This is a genomic window from Pseudomonas sp. Wu6, assembly GCF_019891515.1.
Taxonomy (GTDB): Bacteria; Pseudomonadota; Gammaproteobacteria; order Pseudomonadales; family Pseudomonadaceae; genus Aquipseudomonas; species Aquipseudomonas orientalis_A.
The window spans coordinates 73,222-93,063 of the sequence record NZ_JAFLXH010000008.1; the positions used below are offsets into that span (position 1 = coordinate 73,222).

At 58.0% G+C, this 19,842-nt stretch carries 16 protein-coding genes; 8 read left to right on the top strand and 8 right to left on the bottom strand.

Annotation, left to right across the window (positions count from 1 at the left end; translation table 11 throughout):
• Nucleotide 1 precedes the first annotated feature (1 nt).
• Nucleotides 2-649: a response regulator gene (locus J1G34_RS07715; RefSeq protein WP_065897826.1), complete on the top strand. Its 648-nt coding sequence runs from the start codon at nucleotides 2-4 to the stop codon at nucleotides 647-649.
• 86 nt (nucleotides 650-735) lie between these two features.
• Nucleotides 736-1,128 (top strand): hypothetical protein, encoded by a 393-nt coding sequence (locus tag J1G34_RS07720; protein ID WP_222993727.1) that lies wholly within the window; start codon nucleotides 736-738, stop codon nucleotides 1,126-1,128.
• Nucleotides 1,129-1,219: 91 nt separating this feature from the next.
• On the opposite strand, the gene J1G34_RS07725 is transcribed toward J1G34_RS07720, so the two are convergent.
• Nucleotides 1,220-1,876, bottom strand: coding sequence for a NeuD/PglB/VioB family sugar acetyltransferase (locus J1G34_RS07725; RefSeq protein ID WP_122685339.1), 657 nt, complete (start codon nucleotides 1,874-1,876; stop codon nucleotides 1,220-1,222).
• Nucleotides 1,877-2,363: 487 nt separating this feature from the next.
• Here J1G34_RS07725 and J1G34_RS07730 point away from each other — a divergent pair, with 487 nt between their 5' ends.
• From J1G34_RS07730 to J1G34_RS07740, 3 genes are all read left to right on the top strand, one after another.
• A complete protein-coding gene (locus tag J1G34_RS07730) occupies nucleotides 2,364-3,488 on the top strand; it encodes a DegT/DnrJ/EryC1/StrS family aminotransferase (RefSeq protein WP_222993729.1) in 1,125 nt (374 codons plus the stop codon).
• 118 nt (nucleotides 3,489-3,606) lie between these two features.
• Entirely contained in the window at nucleotides 3,607-7,938 is a 4,332-nt protein-coding gene (locus J1G34_RS07735; RefSeq protein ID WP_222993731.1) for a glycosyltransferase, read from the top strand.
• 90 nt (nucleotides 7,939-8,028) lie between these two features.
• On the top strand, nucleotides 8,029-8,697 hold the full coding sequence (locus J1G34_RS07740; protein WP_065886714.1) for a class I SAM-dependent methyltransferase: 669 nt from the start codon (nucleotides 8,029-8,031) through the stop codon (nucleotides 8,695-8,697).
• 26 nt (nucleotides 8,698-8,723) lie between these two features.
• Here J1G34_RS07740 and J1G34_RS07745 read toward each other — a convergent pair whose 3' ends face one another.
• Nucleotides 8,724-9,446 (bottom strand): response regulator transcription factor, encoded by a 723-nt coding sequence (locus J1G34_RS07745; protein WP_065886715.1) that lies wholly within the window; start codon nucleotides 9,444-9,446, stop codon nucleotides 8,724-8,726.
• A 431-nt stretch (nucleotides 9,447-9,877) separates the two neighbouring features.
• On the opposite strand from J1G34_RS07745, the gene J1G34_RS07750 reads away from it, so the two are divergent.
• Complete coding sequence (locus J1G34_RS07750; protein WP_222993733.1) at nucleotides 9,878-11,854, top strand: CHASE2 domain-containing protein; 1,977 nt, start codon at nucleotides 9,878-9,880, stop codon at nucleotides 11,852-11,854.
• Nucleotides 11,855-12,035: 181 nt separating this feature from the next.
• Here the strand turns inward: J1G34_RS07750 and J1G34_RS07755 are convergent, their stop codons facing one another.
• From J1G34_RS07755 to glyQ, 4 genes are all read right to left on the bottom strand, one after another.
• A complete protein-coding gene (locus J1G34_RS07755; protein ID WP_065886717.1) occupies nucleotides 12,036-12,806 on the bottom strand; it encodes a lysophospholipid acyltransferase family protein in 771 nt (256 codons plus the stop codon).
• Nucleotides 12,807-12,888: 82 nt separating this feature from the next.
• The gene (gene gmhB / locus J1G34_RS07760) at nucleotides 12,889-13,428 is read right to left on the bottom strand and encodes a D-glycero-beta-D-manno-heptose 1,7-bisphosphate 7-phosphatase (RefSeq protein WP_222993775.1); all 540 of its coding nucleotides are present in this window, start codon (nucleotides 13,426-13,428) and stop codon (nucleotides 12,889-12,891) included.
• Nucleotides 13,428-15,482: a glycine--tRNA ligase subunit beta gene (gene glyS, locus J1G34_RS07765; RefSeq protein WP_130138103.1), complete on the bottom strand. Its 2,055-nt coding sequence runs from the start codon at nucleotides 15,480-15,482 to the stop codon at nucleotides 13,428-13,430. Before glyS ends, gmhB begins: the two co-directional genes overlap by 1 nt.
• On the bottom strand, nucleotides 15,479-16,432 hold the full coding sequence (glyQ, locus tag J1G34_RS07770) for a glycine--tRNA ligase subunit alpha (protein WP_003187265.1): 954 nt from the start codon (nucleotides 16,430-16,432) through the stop codon (nucleotides 15,479-15,481). The genes glyS and glyQ overlap by 4 nt, the downstream gene beginning before the upstream one ends.
• 81 nt (nucleotides 16,433-16,513) lie before the next feature.
• On the opposite strand from glyQ, the gene J1G34_RS07775 reads away from it, so the two are divergent.
• Both J1G34_RS07775 and J1G34_RS07780 read left to right on the top strand, forming a co-directional pair.
• A complete protein-coding gene (locus tag J1G34_RS07775; RefSeq protein ID WP_065936502.1) occupies nucleotides 16,514-17,071 on the top strand; it encodes a DNA-3-methyladenine glycosylase I in 558 nt (185 codons plus the stop codon).
• A 40-nt stretch (nucleotides 17,072-17,111) separates the two neighbouring features.
• Complete coding sequence (locus tag J1G34_RS07780; protein WP_065886720.1) at nucleotides 17,112-17,999, top strand: lysophospholipid acyltransferase; 888 nt, start codon at nucleotides 17,112-17,114, stop codon at nucleotides 17,997-17,999.
• 124 nt (nucleotides 18,000-18,123) lie between these two features.
• Here J1G34_RS07780 and J1G34_RS07785 read toward each other — a convergent pair whose 3' ends face one another.
• Both J1G34_RS07785 and trkA read right to left on the bottom strand, forming a co-directional pair.
• The gene (locus J1G34_RS07785; protein WP_222993735.1) at nucleotides 18,124-18,435 is read right to left on the bottom strand and encodes a tetratricopeptide repeat protein; all 312 of its coding nucleotides are present in this window, start codon (nucleotides 18,433-18,435) and stop codon (nucleotides 18,124-18,126) included.
• Between the two features lie 18 nt (nucleotides 18,436-18,453).
• The gene (trkA, locus tag J1G34_RS07790; protein ID WP_065886722.1) at nucleotides 18,454-19,827 is read right to left on the bottom strand and encodes a Trk system potassium transporter TrkA; all 1,374 of its coding nucleotides are present in this window, start codon (nucleotides 19,825-19,827) and stop codon (nucleotides 18,454-18,456) included.
• Between the last annotated feature and the right edge of the window lie 15 nt (nucleotides 19,828-19,842).

A 19,842-nucleotide genomic window follows, 5' to 3' on the forward strand; every position in this document is an offset into this window, starting at 1 on the left:
CATGAAGAAAATCAACGTAGTGATTGCTGACGACCACCCCATCGTGCTGCTCGGCGTGCGTGAAGTCATCCAGCGCGACGGACGTTTTGAAGTGGTCGGCGAAGCCACCAGCTCCAGCCAACTGATCGAAAAGCTGCAGAGCGAAAAACCGGAGGTGGTCATCACCGACTTCCACATGCCCGGCGACTCCACATTCGGCGACGGCCTCAAACTGATCGAGTACCTCACCCGGCGGTTCGTCGACACGCAGATCCTGGTGCTGACCATGATGTCCAACAGCCTGATCGTGACCCGCCTGCATGAACTGGGCGTGATGGGCGTGATTCAAAAAAACCACCTGCACGAAGAAATCGAGAACGCCCTCAACGCTATCGCATCGCGCCGTAATTATCAGAGTCCCGTGCAGGATGCCACCTCGGTGATGCACAACCCGCAGCAGGTCAACGAGCGCTTTGCCGACCTGTCCCTGCGAGAAATGGAGGTGCTGCGCCTCTTCGTCGCCGGCCACAGCGTGACTGCTATCGCGCGCATGGTTAATCGCAGCAGTAAAACGGTGAGCGCACAAAAGGTCTCGGCCATGCGCAAGCTGGAAGTCACCACCGACCAGGCCCTGGTGACCTATTGCGTGAACGCCGGGAAATTTCAGTAACCCTCATCCACTTTTAAGAACTGCCTGATGGCCGGCAGCTGACGCACCTTCGATCATGCGTTCATCGACCTACACGGATCATCGACATGAACGGCAAGTGCGTGAAGCAGAAAAACATCCTGGTGCTGTGCCGTCACGCCGGCGTCCTGCTGAAATACAGCGCGCTGTTGAACGACGTCGGCTACTTTCGGATCGGCCTGTGCTCATCGATCAAGGAAGTGAAGCGTACCCTGGCAAAAACCCAACGGATCGACTGCTTTATCGTCGACGGTTTCAAGATTGGCACTGCCGACGAACAGCACATCCGCACGCTGAGTCACGGCTGCCTGATAAAGCGCTTTTTATTACTCGGTGACTTCACCTTCGCCGATCAGCCGAAAATATTTGCCTGGGCCAGGACCCATCATATTCAGTTGCTGGGGATGCTGAGGCAGCCGGTGAATGCGGTTGAGTTGGAGCGGTATTTGCGGGTGTTGTAGCGTTGCGAGGCCGGACAGGGCGCTGATTGGAAACTGACCGATCCTGCCGATAGCCCTTCCCTTTTGGGCCAGGTTATCTAGTCGCGTTGATTTACGGTTGAGCGGTGCGCATGGGCTTTGCTGGATTACCAAAGACTGTTGTATAGGGTGCCACGCTTTTCGTTACAACGGACCCCATCCCAACAACGGCGCCCTCACCAATAACGATTGGTCTGTCGGGGGAACCTTCACGAATGATCGCGCCAGTTCCAATGTAGGCATGATCTTCGATGACAACACGTCCATTGCAATGCACGTTAGGGGCGAACGTCACAAAGTTACCGATCACACAGTCGTGAGCAACATACGAATAAATGTTTGCATGAAAAAAATCACCGATTTTTGCATTCGCAGTGATAGTGGTAAATGGGCAGAGGACAGCGCCTTGACCAATAGTATTGTGGCTCAAATTTACCGCATTCAACGCTGAAACAGTAAATGGAGTAATACCCGCCGAAATAAGGTGTTCGGAGATTTCCTGTCTATGTTTACTGTCAGCGATGGCAATGTTGAAAAATTTATCCCCCTCCATGTTTAAGAAAGATTCCCTGCTCACCACATCATAGCCATTAATAGTCTGATCTTTCGAGTTATCGACCACGAAGATAATTCTGAAACTATCTTGATCTATTATGCTCGGCATTGTGTTGACCAGAGGTGCAACTTCACGGCCAAAACCGCCCGCGCCTACAATTGCGTAAATTTTCATATCAGCTCCTAAAGTGTTAGCTGAATTATCCGTGGTCTGAGCAATGCTACGGCCGAACGTTGTCAGTATCAGGAGTGTATTGAGTATTCCAGTGTGCTGTTCTCGGAATAACTGACTTCTTATTTATGTATTCAAACGTCTCGCGCATTCATTGAGTTTTGTTCAAACCTTCTTCTCTCTCTGCGTTCCAAATATATCGGGTCGGCTGAGTGTTACGTAATCCATAATGTTGCCATTTCGCTTTTCAGGTCAAGGCCGGGGGCGGAGTTGCCATCGCGCGGATACACCTTGATGCCTCCAAAGAAGCTCTCCACCCTGCTCATCCAGGCAGCCAGCGGGATAATGCGTCTGGCCGGCCTTCTCGCTGAAGGATGGCGGCAGTGTGGAACTTGCCGTCAGAGGTATGGCCGTTGGAAGTTGGCGCGAATTCTGCTTAAGCCTTCCTCTGATCATACAGGACGACATTTCATTGACGGCAGTGTGTACCATGAAAAGCATCATCAAGTTGTTAGTTCCTGAGATGCCTAAAGTCGAGCAGATTCTCACTTACTGGCAGCAAATCGATGAAAACCAGTGGTACACCAACTTCGGACCGCTTGTAACCGAGCTCGAACGTCGGCTGTCGCTCTCATTCAGTCGGGAGCCAACGCAGGTGCACGTTGTATCCATGGCGAATGGCACCTGTGCGCTGCAAATTGCTTTGGAAGCGTTGAAGCTACGCCGTGGAGCGCGCGTACTGGTGCCCGGATTGACATTCGTCGCCACGGCAACTGCGATCATCCGGGCAGGACTCACTCCCTTGATCAGTGACGTAAACGCCGAAAGCTGGTTACTGACGCCCGCTATCGCACGCGTAGCCCTTGCTGAAGCGCCATTCGACGCAGTGATGCCGGTGTCCACTTACGGTTGCCCCCAGGATGTCACAGGGTGGGACCTGTTCACTGCCGAAACCGGCATTCCTGTTGTTGTCGACGCCGCAGGTGCCTGGGGTAACCAGGAGATTGGCCTGACCACCAAAGTCGCCTTCAGCCTGCACGCCACTAAGGCCCTCGGTAGTGGAGAAGGCGGTTTCGTCGCTTCGCGGCACCTTGCGTATGCCCAGAGCATGCGAGCGTTGAGTAACTTCGGTATCGATGCACACAGCGGCGGGCTCGTCTTCGAGGCGGGTGAGAACGGTAAGATGAGCGAATATCACGCCGCAGTTGCATTGGCTGCCCTGGATAACTGGCCAACCGTTGCTCAAGCACGGCGCAATCTACATCAGCGCTACACTGAACGGCTTCTGGAAAAAATTCCCGCGCTGAAACTCCAGGCCAAACCCATGGATGGCGTTTACAGCCTTATGCTGGTGCTACTGCCCCCGGGATTCCAGGCTGCTGATATTCAACTGCGGCTGCTGGGCAAAAACATCGAAACCCGCCGCTGGTACTGCCCTCCCCTCCAGGGACACCCGGCCTTTCAGGCGTGCGCGATGGGCCCGCTGCCAATTGTTGACCTCTTGGCCGAACGTCTGCTGGGTTTGCCATTCCACCTTTCATTGAACGATGCAAGCATCCAGAGAGTGATCGAGTGCCTGGCTGAGCTGCTTGCTGAAAAGCAGGTGAATCAATGACCCAAGAACAATTACTGGCACCGTATAGGCCGGCCGGCAAAGAGTCAGGCTGTCAGCCAGGCAGTGAAAGCGGCTTAAGCGAGTCCTACCTTCATCCCTTGTGCAAATTGGTGTGAGCATGACAAATCCCCTCTTGGCTGAACGCTTGCCGCTTGTCAGCATTGCGATACCGGCTCACAACCCGCGCTTCTTCGAAGTAGCGCTGAACAGTGCGATCAACCAGTGCTACGCCAATATCGAAATCGTGGTCACCGACGACTGTCGCGGCGATGGTATTCGTTTGATCACTGAACGTCTTGCCGCACAAACCACGGTGCCGGTTCGTTACCTGAAAAACGAACAGCAATTGGGCGGTCTGCTCAATCTCACCCGCGGCCTGGAAGAAGCCAGGGGTGAGTACATCAAGTTTCTCAACGACGATGACGTATTACTGACAGATTGTGTAACGCGCATGGCCGCTGTGCTGGATGCCCGCGCCGACATATCGCTGGTCACCTCGCGGCGCCGTTTGATAGATGCCCAGGGCGAGACGCTGCCGGATATCCTCGAGACGTCTAAAGTATTTGACGAGGATTTCTGCCTTCATGGCGCCGACCTGACTTCACTGCTCTGCGACTGGCCCGTTAACTTCATTGGCGAACCCACCACCGTCATGTTTCGCCGGGTTCAGGTGATAGACAAAGTCCCGAATATTTGCGCCCTTGGAGGCGTGCTCGTTGATGCGATCAACGACCTGGCGTTGTATGTGAACTTGCTGCAACACGGCCACTTGGCGTTTCTAAGTGAGCCTCTGTCGCTCTTTCGCCATCACGTCGAACAGCGCCAGAAACAGCCAGACATGCAAGACTTATTCAACGAGGGTCGTGCAAGGTTCGTCAAGCAGATACGTGCTCTGGGGCTGTATAACCCACAGCCGTTAAGGCAAGTGCGCCGAGCGCCCTTGTCAGCCGGCCAGGCCTTTCAACTGTTTCGGTTGCGAGAGGCTTACCTGGCGCCTGACAGCCTGAACCTCTATACCGCCGGCAGCATTATCCCCTTCGCCGAGCAGTGCGAAGTCCTGTTCTTGGGCCAACCTTGGCTTGAAGACGGTGAGCCGCCAATCGGAGTCGTCATCCATGCGTATTACCCGGGTGAGCTGCAGGAAATCCTGCGCCGGTTGACGCAATTGAATGAACACCTGCACCTCTACGTCACCTGCGTGGGAGGTAATGATAAAGAGGTGGGCGACCTGCTGGCAGCGAGCGGGCTGAGCTATTCGTTGTATCGGGTACCCAATCACGGAAGGGATATTTTGCCGTTCCTGCGAGTGCTGCCGTTTTTACGTGCAGACAACATCCAGACGGTGGTCAAACTCCACACCAAGCGTTCGCTGCACATGGAAAGCGCTTGGGCCCAAGACCTTTTCAATGATCTGCTAAACCCTGTGCGCTTCAGGGAATCAGTAGAGTACCTTGCCGACCCAATGCATCATCCGCTACTCGGCACTGAGCCTTACCGACAGGCGGTGGCCAAAAACCTTAGTGAGGCCAACTACTCTCACCTCCTTACTCTCGCTAAGCGTGCTGGCATTGATCCACAGCGAATAGGCCAGGCAGATTTTTTTGCCGGTACCATGTTCTTTGTGCGTAGAGAGGTGTTGGCTCACTTAGAACAGATGCATTTGACCGACGAAGATTTTGAAACTGAATGCGGTCAGTTGGACGGCACCATGGCCCACGCTTTGGAACGTTTTTTTGGCGTGTTGGCGAATGTGGGTAAAGAGCAACGCGATATCAATCTGTATCGTCGCTGGCTGGATACCCGGCAACTATCCGCCGCTGAGTTCGAAGGTTTGCCCGCACGGCTTGCGAATTGGCAGCAGCACCCAAACATTCTGGTGGTGTTGACTGATACCACAGGTGACATTGCGCAGTTACGTTCCAGCCTGGAAAGCATTGATCGCCAGCTTTACGGCGCGGCAGCCATCGCGGTGCTTTCTAACGCCGAGCCTGTCGGGGTAGCGGCAGCCGACAATTTGGTCTGGCTGCCGCTCGCTGAGTGCTGGCCAAGCCAGCTGAATGAGCTGCTGCAAGGGATCGATGTCGACTGGTGCTATTTGCTTCGGGGTGGAGACCAAATCGACCCCCACGCACTGCTGCTACTCGCCGAGGGTATAGCCCTGAACCCGGGTATCAGCGTGTGCTACAGCGATGAAGACACGCTTACCCCAGAGGGTTGCCAAGACCCGATATTCAAGCCGGACCTGAACCTGGACCTGTTGCGCAGTTATCCGTATGTCGGCCGAGCGTTGGCCTTCAACCGAACGGCCGCGCTGGATGCTAATGGCTTCGATCTCGCTTTTGCCGAACTGGCACCCCACGATCTGCTGTATCGGTTGATTGAAATTAATGGACTGGGCACTGTCGGACACCTCAGTGAAGTGCTGGTACATCATGCAATCAACTTCGGCCAGTGGCTGGTCGAACCCCAGGTCGTCAAGTACAGCGCTGCTATCGTCGAGGCGCACCTGCAACGTCTGGGCGTGGCTCATGAGTTGCGCCCAGGACCTTTGCCGATGGTCAACCGGGTGATCTACCAGCACACCTCACAGCCGCTGGTGTCTATAGTGATTCCTACTAAAGACCAACTGCCGATGCTGATGCGCTGCGTCGAAAGCGTCATGGAAAAAACCCGCTACACGAACTTCGAACTCATCATCGTCGACAACAACAGTGAAACGGTTGAAGCACAGAATTGGTTCGCGGGTATGGAGCGCCTGAACAGCGAAAAGGTGCGCATCCTGCGTTACCCCCACGCGTTCAACTATTCGGCGATCAATAATTTTGCCGTCAGCCACGCCCGTGGTGATTATCTTGTGTTGCTCAACAATGACACCGCCGTCATTGATGGGGACTGGCTTGGTTCGCTGCTCCATCACGCCCAGCGGCCGGAAGTTGGGATAGTCGGCGCCAAATTGCTCTTTCCCGACGGAACCATTCAGCATGCAGGTGTGGTGCTCGGCTTGCGTGGCTTGGCAGACCACGCATTCGTCGGTGCCCCGATGCAGTCCAATGGTTACCTGCACCGTCTCCAGGTTGACCAGAATTACAGCGCCGTGACGGCCGCCTGCCTGATGATCCGCACCGAGTTGTACCGCCAGGTCGGTGGCATGGACGAAACCAGCCTGGGGGTTTCTTATAATGACGTCGATCTGTGCCTGAAAGTCGGCCAGGCCGGGCAACTGATCGTCTGGACGCCTTATGCGCTTCTCATGCACGAAGCTAACGTCAGCCAGAATAAGGTCGACAAGGCGAAGTTGAACGTCAAGCAAGAGCGTTTCAAGCGCGAGCAGTCGGTGATGTACGAGAAGTGGCTGCCTCAGCTCGCTGGCGACCCCGCCTACAACCCAAACCTGACCTTGGAACGTGGCGGCTTTGGCTACGAATGCCGTAGCGAGGTCGCTTGGCAACCGCTGGCCGGTCGCTCTTTGCCTTACGCGCTGTGCTGTCCCTCCGACCCTTTCGGCATTGGACATTATCGTGTTCGCCAGCCCTTCGCGGCCCTTGAAGCCGCAGGCCTGATAGGTGGCACTGTAAGCAATTGGCTGCTTCGCCCCGTGGAGCTGCATCGCCTGGCGCCAGACACGATCATTTTCCAGCGGCAATGCAGTACGCCTCAGCTGGAAATCATGCAGAACACCCAGGCCTTCTCTAAGGCATTCAAGGTTTTTGAGCTGGATGACTACATTCTTAAATTGCCCAGCAGCAACCCAAGCCGAGAACTGTTTCCCAAAGATATCGCCAAGCGCCTGAAAAAAGCTGTGGGTATGTGCGACCGGCTGGTGGTGTCGACCCGGCCACTGGCCGATGCGTTAAAGGGTTTTAACGCTGACATTCGTGTGGTGGAGAACCGCCTGCCAATTCACTGGTGGAGCGGGCTGACGAGCCATCGCCAACAAGGCCGCAAACCTCGGGTCGGTTGGGCGGGCGGGTCGAGCCACGGTGGCGACTTGCTCGTGATCGCCGATGTCGTTCGTGAACTGGCTGGCGAAGTGGAATGGGTATTTATGGGCATGTGCCCACCTGAACTTCGTCCGTATGTCCATGAGTTCCATAACGGCGTAAATATCGAGAGATATCCTGCACAGCTGGCCAACTTGAATCTGGACCTGGCGTTGGCGCCTTTGGAAGACAATTTCTTCAACGCCTGTAAAAGCAACTTACGGCTGCTGGAATACGGCGCCTGCGGCTTCCCTGTGATCTGCTCGGACATCCTTTGTTATCGTGGTGATTTGCCAGTGACTCGGGTGCGGAACAAGTCAAAAGAATGGATTGCCGCTATCCGCGAGCATCTTGCTGACCCAAGCGCCAGCGCCGCTGCCGGAGAGGCTCTACGCAGCGCTGTCGTCGATAAATGGATGCTCCGGGATGAACACCTGGTTGCCTGGCGAAATGCCTGGTTCAGGGATTGACTGCTCCGCTTGTTATTTCAATGTCTTATCAATTCTGGAAGTCTTTTTCAGAGCTTCCCTCGTAATCATTAGAAGTAAGCGGAGAGAACCATGATAACTATTCAAGCGCTCAACGAATTTACCAGTGGCCCGGAGTTGACTGACAACATCACGCAGATCTGGGAGTTTATCGGCCAGCATTTCGAGCAGGCGCAGGCCAGCTTGCCGCCTGAGCTCGCAATGGAGCGTCGCGAGTTGTCGTTCCATGATCAAGTGCGTTTATTGGGCTACCTTACGTTTCTGATTGCCGAGCTACCGGGTGATTTGGTGGAAATCGGCGTGTGGAAGGGCAAATCGTTGATGCTGATGAATGAGGTATGCAACCACGAGCGTCGCGTCATTGGTATTGACCCGTTCGAATTGCCAAACCAGTTCGAAGAGTTTAGTTATTACAAGGACCTGATGCTGCCTGATGCACAGGTGGTCCGTGGCTTTTCGGAACTGAGTGCCGAACGTTTCTATAACCTCGAGCCCTCCGTTGCGCTGTTGCATATCGATGGTGGCCACACGCGGCGCAACGTGGTGCTGGATTTCCTGCTGTATTCGCCAAGCGTAGTCTCGGGCGGCTTCATCGTATTAGACGACTACCGCGATTTTCAGCACTCGCCAGAGGTGGGTCCGACGGTCGACCTGCTCAGAGCCACAGGTTTCTTTGAAGGTTTCAATGTGCTGGGCAGTGTGCACGGCTTCGAGAACAGCTACGTTCTGCAACGGATATGAGCGTTCCACGTGGAACATCAACTTTTTCAGTCCGGAGTCACTGCCGATACACTCTCCAACCGATACCCATACCCATAAATCGTCAATAACTGCCACCCCCTGTCCGCAGTCAGCCCCAGCTTATTGCGCAGCCGATAGATATGCGTATCCAGCGGGCGCGAGGAGACCATTTCTTCGTGAGTCCAAAACCGTTCATACAGGTATTCGCGCGACAGCGGCCGCGCCAAATTGGCGAACAAGCAACTGGCCAAACGGTATTCACGTTCAGTGAGATTGATAGGCTTGCCCGAGCGGGTCACAGTCAGTTCAGCGTCGTCAAAGGTCAGGTCGTTGAAGCTCTGCACTTCCTGGGTCGCCGACTTCTTTAGTCCATGGCGCCTTAGTACCGCCGTCACGCGAGCTTTCAGCTCATTAGGGCGAAAGGGCTTGCTGACGTAATCATCGGCCCCACTGTTCAGCGCCGTGACGATATCGCTCTCGGCATCCCGGCTGGTCAGCATGATAACGGCGGGCGGCGATTCCATGTGTTCACGCGTCCAGCGAAGAAGCGCGATCCCGGTGATGTCCGGCAGTTGCCAGTCGAGTATCAACAGGTCGAAGGTTTCCCGGCGCAGTTGGCGTAGCAGGTCTTCGCCGCGCTCAAAGCAATGCAGGGTCCAAGGCTGTTCGACGTTACTGGGGATCTGTCGCAGTGTCTGTTCTACCCGGCGCAGTTCTGCGGGTTCGTCATCCAGTATTGCGACACGCATGGGTGGGTCCTTTCTTCTTGAAGAGTACGGCAGTCGTCGGCACGTACTGCGCAGATGCCAGTCTTGAATCTGAAGAATTGTGCTCGGATTCGTCGACCCCCTGGATCTATCGGTACGATGGGGCTAATGAGCGGTTTTACACTTTAAAGTCCTCCGTACCGACAGGGGAAAGATACCGGCTCCCGACGGTTAGGAAAAGGATCAGCCGACGCATGCGCTGACGTAAACGGCTGTGTGCTGATCTCAGTGGCTCTTTGGAATGAACATCAGACAGAAAAATTTTTCCTGCGTGCCGAAAAATGAGCTTCACTGGGCTCAAAGCTTCGTTCTCTGAAGTGCGCTGGTCGGCCCACGACGACAATAGCCAGCAGGGAGGAACCGCGACCCATGACAGTTCATATCACCCACCAACCACCCAGGCACATTGACCGATGACGCTCTGGAGCACGGCCGATAAACGTCAACCTACCCAGGCCCAGCGCTTGTTTCATCGTCTCGTGCGTGAGTGGTTGTGGATCGGTTTGCTGTTGTTGCCCATCACCGCTTACCTGTCGCTTAGCCCGGGCCTGGCCTTGAATAGCCCGTTATACGACAGCCTGCGCCGCCTCACTCCACTGCCCGTGGACTCACGCATCCTGCTGGTGACCATCGATGAGGACAGCCTGAAACAGCTGGGGCCATGGCCCTGGCCGCCTAACGTGCACGCCGATCTGATCGGACGCCTGAGTGCGGCGCAACCAGCAGGTATTCTGTTCGATGCAATCTTCAGTGACCCCGCCGCTCCCGCGAATGACAAGCGCCTGGCCGAAGTCGTGCGCGCGGCCCAGACCGATTTACCGCATGTGTCCTACGCCAGCGTGTTACGCGGTGAAGTGCCTGCCGAGCAACTGCGCAATCGCCTGATCCTGGTGGGGGCGACGGCGTCCGGGATGGGCGACCGGTTTGTCACGCCGCTGTCTTCCATGCCCGGTACTACAGAGGGGGTGGAGATTCAGACGAATGTGCTCGATAGTCTGTTGCAGGGGCACAGTACTGTCGATCTGCCCGGCTGGCTGGCGGCGCTGATGGCGACCTCACTGGTGGCGTTGTTGCTGGGTTTGCTGCTCTACCGTCCGCGTTATGCGTTGTGGATGACCTTGGGCTGCATGGCCGCAGCGGTGCTCGGCGCCTGGGCCCTGTTGCGTCTCGGCCATTGGTGGTCGCCTGCGGCCAGCCTGATCGGGTTGCTGCTCAGCTACTTGATCTGGAATTGGCGCCGCCTCAGCGTGATCATCGCTTACTTCGGCTGGGAACTGGCGCGCCTGGATAACGAACCCAAAGTGCTGCCTGAGCGCCGCCGTGCGCCCGCCAGCCAGGGTGATGTATTGCAGGCGCGTATCTTTGCCCTGGAGCAAGCCGTAAGCCGCACACGGGATACCCGGCGGTTCATGGCCGATGGTCTCGAATGCTTACCGGTGGCCACATTGATTACCGACCCCAAGGGCAATATCTTGCTGGCCAACCGCGTTGCCCGCGAGGTATTCGGCAATGACCTTGTCGCCGAGAACCTGCTGGAGCAGTTGGCCGACCTGGGTTATCCGCCGTTGCACAATGGCGTGCGCGTTGCCCTCTCTGAGCTGGTGCTCGTGGAGTTCCGTGATATCCACCAACGCAGTCTGCGCATGGAGCTTGCGCCTTTGCTGCCGGCCGAAGGTGACACGGCCCTGGGTTGGCTGCTGAGCCTCACGGATTTAAGCAAGGAACGCGAAGCCCAACAGCATCGCGAAACCATGCTGCGCTTCCTCTCCCATGACCTGCGTGCGCCGCATTCGGCAATCCTCGCCCTGTTGGATTTGCATGAGAGCGAATCGCCCGTGTTCGGCCAGATCGAACAACAGGTCCGCCGCGCGTTGAGCCTCACCGAGTCCTTTGTGCAACTGGCGAAAGCGGAGGCTGATGGTTACCACTTCCAACCTACCCTGTTTGCCATGCTGGTGATGGACGCTTTCGATCAAGTCGCGGTTATCGCCCAGCTCAAGGGCATCCACCTGGTTCACGATCTGGATGAAGCGGATGAAGGCATGGTGAACGCCGATCAATCGCTGCTCACCCGAGCGTTATTCAATGTGCTGGAAAATGCGATCAAATATTCTCCCGCCAACACCCGTGTCAGGTTAAGCCATGGCAGCGCGCAGGGCTGGCTGGAATGCCGCATCAGCGACCAGGGGCCAGGCATTGCCCCGCAGGATCTGCCGGAACTGTTCAATCAATATCGGCGCTTCGACTCGGCCCAGGGCAGTGAGGGCTTGGGGTTGGGCCTGACGATGGTAAAGGCCGTGGTGGAACGCCACGGTGGGCGTGTGACCTGCGAAAGCGAGTTGGGCACGGGCTCGACGTTCATCCTGCGACTGCCACTGTTGGACGACTGAAAAGCGACCTCCTGCGTGTGCATTAAAAAACCGGTCACCAGGACCGGTTTTTTAATGAGGAAAAAACTTATGCACGTTTTTGGTGATTTTATAAGTTTCAGAAATATGTAGCCAGATCAGCCAGTTATGATCAAAAAACTCCAATTTGCCAACAAACCGTACACAGGTTATCCACAGAAGTTCAAACAGCGGGTGTCTCCACCACCACCGGCTCCGGCGGCAATGAGCCCATGGCCCGTTGCTGCGCTTCATTCCATGCCGCGGCGCGGTCATTCAACGCAGCAATCGCGCGTGGGCCTTCGCCTTCTGCGTACATGGGTTCGCCGATCACCACGGTAATGGTGCCTGCGCGTTTGGCCCAGCCGGTCTTGGGCCAGAACTTGCCGGCGTTATGGGCAATCGGCAGCACCGGCAGGTTGGCATTGACCGCCAATGCAGTGCCGCCGCGCGAGAATTTGCCAACGGTGCCATAAGGCACACGCGTGCCTTCGGGAAAGATCAGCACCCAAACGCCATCCTTGAGCAGCTCGTCGCCCTTCTTGGCGACGTGCTTGAGCGCCGCCTTGGGATTGTCACGGTCGATCGCAATCGGACGCAGCATCGCCATGGCCCAGCCAAAGAACGGCACGTACAGCAGCTCACGCTTGAGCACCTGGCTCAGCGGCGAGAAGTACGCCGAGAGGAAGAATGTTTCCCAGGTGCTCTGATGGTTCGACAGAATCACGCAGGGCTGCTCCGGGACGTTTTCCGCGCCCTTGATCTCGAAGCGGATGCCCAGGAACACCTTGGACAGCCACAGCGCACAGCGGCACCAATACACATTGATAAAGCGATAGCGCGCCTTGAACGGCAGGAAAGGTGCAATAAAAAAGCTCAGGGTGCACCAGAGAAACGAACTGGTGCCCAGCAGCAGGTAAAAGAAAAAGGTTCTGATGGCCTGCAAGATCGACATGGCGGCATTTACCGTTGCGGGACACGGCCCGCCTGTTAAAAGCGCACTCCCGAACAATCCCTGGTCAGGAAGTCGAGGGCGGCTAGTTGTTGATAAGTTCTGCGGCAACCGCCGCCAGATCGTCAAAAATCAAAGTGCCTACCGGCAGGTTTTTCGCCTGGGTCTTTTCGCCTTTCCCGGTCTTTACCAAAACTGGCTGAGAGTCGACGGCTTTGGCCGCCTCCAGGTCACCGAGACTGTCCCCGACGAACCATATCCCAGCCAAGGGCACCTTGTAATGTTCTGCAATAGTTTTCAGCATGCCAGGCTTGGGTTTGCGGCAAGCGCAGCCCTCATCCGGCCCGTGGGGGCAGTAAACCACCACCCCCACCTCTCCGCCCTGCTCGGCCACCAGCCTGCGCAATCGCGCGTGCATGGCGTCCAGGGTGGCAATGTCGTAATAACCGCGGGCGATGCCGGACTGGTTAGTGGCAATGGCCACGGTCCAGCCGGCTTTGCTCAACTGCGCGATGGCCTCGATCGAACCAGGCAGTGGAATCCATTCCGCCACCGACTTGATGTAAGCGTCGGAGTCGTAATTGATCACCCCGTCCCGATCGAGAATCAGCAGTTTCAACATGATCAGCCCAGTACGGAAATGTCAGCGATATTGATGAACAGGCCACGCAGACGCGCGAGCATGGCGTAGCGGTTTTTCCGCACGCCGGCATCGTCGGCATTGATCATCACCGCTTCGAAGAACGCATCCACCGGCTCACGCAACGACGCCAGGCGCGCCAGCGCTTCAGCGTAGTTACGCTCGGCGATCAGCGGCTTGACGGCGTTCTCGGCCTTGACGATGGCCGAGTTCAGCGAGAACTCCTTGGCATCGGCAAACAGGCTTGGGTCCACGTCGGCAGTGCCCAGGTTGTCGGCCTTGCTCAGCAGGTTCGATACGCGTTTGTTCACGGCGGCCAGGGCATCGGCTTCCGGCAATTTGCGGAACGCCTGTACGGCCTGTACGCGTTGATCGAAGTCCAGCGCCGAACCCGGCTGCAGGGCACGCACCGACAGGTAGACGGAAACGTCCACGCCTTCGTCTTCGTAACGCGCACGCAGGCGGTCGAACACGAACTCCAGCACTTGCTCGGCCAGGCCCGCTTGCTTGACCTTGGCACCGAACTGGCCGACGGCAAACACCACGGCCTGGGTCAGGTCGAGGTCCAGCTTCTTGTCGATCAGGATACGCAGCACGCCCAGGGCTGCACGGCGCAACGCATACGGGTCCTTGCTGCCGGTGGGCAGCATGCCGATACCGAAGATGCCTACCAGCGTGTCCAGCTTGTCGGCGATGGCAACGGCCGCACCGGTCAGGGTGCTCGGCAGCTCGGCACCGGCACCACGGGGCATGTACTGCTCGTTCAGCGCCAGCGCCACATCGTTGGGTTCGCCGTCGTTGAGGGCGTAGTAGTAACCGGCCACGCCCTGCATCTCGGGGAACTCGCCGACCATCTCGGTGGCCAGGTCGCACTTGGACAGCAGACCGGCGCGTGCGGCCCAGGCGGTGTCGCCACCAATGCGCGGCGCGATGTAGGCCGCCAGCTTGGAAACGCGTACGGCCTTGTCGTAGACGCTGCCGAGTTTTTCCTGGAACACCACGTTTTGCAGACGCAGGTTGAAGTCTTCAAGCTTCTGCTTCTTGTCCTGCTTGAAGAAGAACTCGGCGTCGGTCAGGCGCGGGCGCACGACTTTCTCGTTACCGGCGATGATCTGTTGCGGGTCCGTGCTTTCGATGTTGGCCACGGTGATGAAGCGCGGCAGCAACTTACCGTCCGCGTCCAGCAGGCAGAAGTATTTCTGGTTGTCCTGCATGGTGGTGATCAGCGCTTCCTGCGGTACGTCGAGGAAGCGTTCTTCGAACGAGCACACCAGCGGCACCGGCCATTCGACCAGGGCGGTCACTTCGTCGAGCAGGCTTGGCGGCACGATGGCGGTGCCTTCCTGCAGGCGGGCCAGCTCTTCGGTGCGCTTGCTGATCAGCTCGCGACGCTCATTGGCATCGGCCAGCACGTAAGCGGCGCGCAGGTCATTGACGTAGTTGGCCGGCGCGGTGATGCGCACGCTCTCGGGATGGTGGAAGCGGTGACCACGGGAATCACGGCCTGCCTTCTGGGCGAGAATGGTGCAATCGATGACCTGGTCACCGAGCAGCATCACCAGCCATTGGGTTGGGCGTACGAATTCTTCCTTGCGCGCACCCCAGCGCATGCGCTTGGGGATCGGCAGGTCGTTCAGGGAGTCTTCCACGATGGTCGGCAACAGGCTGGCCGTCGGCTTGCCGGTGATGACCTGGCTGAAGCGCAGTTTCGGGCCGCTCTGGTCAATCTCGCTCAGCTCGACGCCGCACTTCTTGGCGAAGCCCAGTGCCGCCTGAGTCGGATTGCCTTCGGCGTCGAATGCGGCCTGGCGCGGCGGGCCGTCGAGGTTGATGTTGCGGTCCGGCTGCTGGGTTTCCAGCGCGGTCAGCAACACCGCCAGGCGACGTGGCGCGGCGTAGACTTTTTTCGCCGCAAACTTCAGGCCGGCGCCGTGCAGGCCTTTTTCGATACCGGCCAGGAATGCATCGGCCAGGGTATTGAGTGCCTTGGGTGGCAGCTCTTCGGTGCCCAGTTCAACCAGGAAATCTTGAGCACTCATTGTGCAGCCTCCAGCTTAGCCAACACTTCATCACGCAAATCCGGGGTTGCCATCGGGAAGCCCAGCTTGGCGCGTGCCAGCAGATAGGCTTGGGCGACGGAACGCGCCAGGGTGCGCACACGCAGGATGTATTGCTGGCGCGCGGTTACCGAGATGGCACGGCGCGCGTCCAGCAGGTTGAAGGTATGGGAAGCCTTCAACACCATTTCATAGCTCGGCAACGGCAGCGGCTGGTCGAGTTCGATCAGGCGCTTGGCTTCGCTTTCATAGAAGTCGAACAGTTCGAACAGCTTGTCGACGTTGGCGTGTTCGAAGTTGTAGGTGGACTGCTCCACTTCGTTCTGGTGGAACACGTCGCCGTAGGTGACTTTGCCGAACGGGCCGTCAGCCCACACCAGGTCATAGACCGAGTCCACGCCCTGCAGGTACATGGCCAGGCGCTCGAGACCGTAGGTGATTTCGCCGGTCACCGGGTAGCACTCGATGCCGCCCGCTTGCTGGAAGTAGGTGAACTGGGTCACTTCCATGCCATTGAGCCAGACTTCCCAGCCCAGGCCCCAGGCGCCCAGGGTCGGCGATTCCCAGTTGTCTTCGACGAAACGGATGTCGTGGACCAGCGGGTCCAGGCCGACATGTTTCAGCGAGCCCAGGTACAGTTCCTGGAAGTTGTCCGGGTTGGGCTTCAACACCACCTGGAACTGGTAGTAGTGCTGCAGACGGTTCGGGTTTTCGCCGTAGCGGCCGTCAGTCGGGCGACGACTGGGCTGCACATAAGCGGCGTTCCAGGTTTCCGGGCCGATGGCCCGCAGGAAGGTAGCGGTGTGGAAAGTGCCGGCGCCTACTTCCATATCGTAGGGCTGAAGTACCACACAACCTTGCTCGGCCCAGTATTGCTGGAGGGCGAGGATCAAGTCTTGGAAGGTACGCACGGCTGGCGTAGGCTGGCTCACGAAATTCACCTGTTACTTGGGCTGCGATTTAAAGAGCGGGAGTATACCCGATTCGGCCCCGCCACCACTCCCTGGAGCCTTATGCCACGCTGCTTTTGGTGTTCTGAAGATCCGCTGTACATGGCTTATCACGATCAAGAGTGGGGAACGCCGCTGCGCGATGCGCAGGGACTGTTCGAGTTGCTTTTGCTCGAAGGGTTCCAGGCGGGCTTGTCCTGGATCACCGTTTTACGCAAACGCGAGCATTACCGGAAGGTGCTGTTCGGCTTTGATGCGCAGCGTCTGGCCAGGCTGACCGACGCTGAAATCGAAGCGCTGATGCAGGACCCGGGCATCGTGCGCAATCGCCTGAAGCTCAACGCCACACGCCGCAACGCCGCGGCCTGGCTGGCGCTGGAAGACCCTGTGGGGTTGCTCTGGTCGTTTGTCGGCGGCAAGCCCAAGGTCAATCACTTCACGGACCGCAGCGACGTCCCGGCGATTACACCCGAAGCCCAAGCTATGAGCAAAGCCTTGAAGAAAGCCGGCTTCACCTTTGTCGGGCCGACCATCTGCTACGCGTTCATGCAGGCCTCGGGCATGGTCATGGACCACACCCAGGACTGCGACCGTTACGCGGACCTGGTCAACGCCGGGTAGAATGCGCGCTTTGCGTACCACACACGATCAGGAGTGACCTGTGGAAAAGTTTAAAGGCGCCTTGCTGGTAGGCGCTCTTCGGTTGTTTGCCCTGCTGCCCTGGCGCGCCGTACAGGCCGTCGGTACGGGCATCGGCTGGATCATGTGGAAAACCCCCAACCGCTCCCGCGAGACAGTACGGATCAACCTGTCCAAGTGTTTCCCGGACATGGACCCGGCCGAACGCGAGCGCCTGGTAGGCCGCAGCCTGATGGACATCGGCAAGTCCCTGACCGAAAGCGCCTGCGCCTGGATCTGGCCGGCCCAGCGCTCCATCGACCTGGTGCGCGAAGTCGAAGGCCTGCACGTGCTGCACGATGCCCTGGCCTCGGGTAAAGGCGTGGTGGGCATCACCAGCCACCTGGGCAATTGGGAAGTGCTGAATCATTTTTATTGCAGCCAGTGCAAACCGATCATTTTCTATCGCCCGCCCAAGCTCAAGGCTGTTGACGACTTGTTGCGCAAGCAACGCGTGCAACTGGGCAACCGCGTGGCCGCCTCCACCAAGGAAGGCATCCTGAGCGTGATCAAGGAAGTGCGCAAAGGCGGCCAGGTGGGTATCCCTGCCGACCCCGAGCCGGCTGAATCCGCCGGCATCTTCGTACCGTTCTTCGCAACCCAGGCGCTGACCAGCAAGTTCGTGCCGAACATGCTCGCCGGCCATAAGGCGGTGGGCGTGTTCCTGCACGCGCTGCGCCTGCCGGACGGCTCGGGCTACAAGGTGATCCTGGAAGCGGCCCCGGAAGAGATGTACAGCACTGACACCGCCACGTCCTGCGCGGCGATGAGCAAGGTGGTGGAGCGGTATGTCGGCGCCTACCCGAGCCAGTACATGTGGAGCATGAAACGCTTCAAGAAACGCCCGCCGGGTGAGGCGCGGTGGTACTGACTCAAGATCACCACAGAAACCAATGTGGGAGGGGGCTTGCCCCCGATAGCGGTGGTTCAGTCAACCATGTATTGGCTGACACACTGCTATCGGGGGCAAGCCCCCTCCCACATTTGGGTTTTGCTCAGGCCTGGCGGTCGAGTTTCTTCAGGAATACCGTCATTTCTTTTTCGGCCTGTTTGTCGCCATGGGCCTGGGCCGCTTCGATGCCCTTCTCCCACGCCTGGCAAGCGGCCACGCTATCCCCCAGCCCTTGCTGCGCCTTGCCCAGCAACTTCCACGCCGCCGAATATTTCGGATCGAACTCGACGCAGCGCTGCAAATGCTCCGCCGCCTTGGCGTTGTCCTTCAGATCCAGATAACCCTTGCCCAAGCCAAACCGCAGCAGCGAATTATCCACACCCTTGGCGAGCATTTTCTCCAGGGATTCGAGCATGTCGTCCACTCCGTCAGATCAGAAAAAGCTCAGGCCCACGTGGAACAGCTTCTCCACATCGCGGATATGTTTCTTGTCCACCAGGAACAGGATCACATGGTCACCGGTGGCGATCACCGTATCGTCGTGGGCAATGATCACTTCTTCATCGCGAATGATTGCGCCAATGGTGGTGCCCGGCGGCAAGCCGATATCGCGGATGGCCCTGCCGATGACCTTGCTTGATTTGGAGTCGCCATGGGCAATCGCCTCGATAGCCTCCGCCGCGCCACGGCGCAGGGAGTGCACGCTGACGATGTCGCCACGGCGTACGTGAGCGAGCAACGTGCCAATGGTGGCCAATTGCGGACTGATGGCGATGTCGATATCGCCGCCCTGGATCAGGTCGACATAGGCCGGGTTGTTGATGATGGTCATCACTTTCTTCGCCCCCAGCCGCTTGGCCAGCAGCGAGGACATGATATTGGCCTCGTCGTCGTTGGTCAGCGCCAGGAAGATATCGGCGTCGGCAATGTTTTCTTCCATCAGCAGGTCGCGGTCCGAGGCACTGCCCTGCAACACCACGGTGCTGTCGAGCGTGTCGGACAAATGCCGGCAGCGCGTGGGGCTCATCTCGATGATCTTCACCTGGTAGCGGCTTTCGATGGCCTCCGCCAAGCGCTCACCGATCTGCCCGCCGCCGGCGATGACGATGCGTTTATAGGTCTCGTCGAGCCGGCGCATTTCGCTCATCACCGCACGAATATTCGCCTTGGCCGCGATGAAAAACACTTCGTCATCAGCTTCGATCACGGTGTCGCCCTGGGGCAGGATCGGCCGGTCACGCCGAAAAATCGCGGCGACGCGGGTTTCCACATTCGGCATGTGTTCGCGCAATTGACGCAATTGCTGACCCACCAGCGGCCCGCCGTAGTAGGCCTTTACCGCAACCAACTGCGCCTTGCCCCCGGCGAAGTCGATCACCTGCAAGGCACCCGGAATTTCGATCAGGCGCTTGATGTAGTGCGTGACCACCTGTTCCGGACTGATCAGCACATCCACCGGAATGGCATCGTTGTCGAACAGGCCGGCGCGGGTCAGGTAGGCGGCTTCGCGCACACGGGCGATCTTGGTCGGGGTGTGGAACAGCGTGTGGGCGACCTGGCAGGCGACCATGTTGGTCTCGTCGCTGTTGGTGACCGCGACGAGCATGTCGGCATCGTCGGCGCCGGCTTGACGCAGCACGGTGGGGAACGACGCACGGCCCTGCACCGTGCGGATGTCCAGGCGGTCGCCCAGATTACGCAGGCGCTCGGCGTCGGTGTCGACCACGGTGATGTCATTGGCTTCGCTGGCCAAATGTTCAGCCAGCGTGCCGCCCACCTGCCCTGCCCCGAGGATGATGATTTTCATCCGGTCACTCCCTTA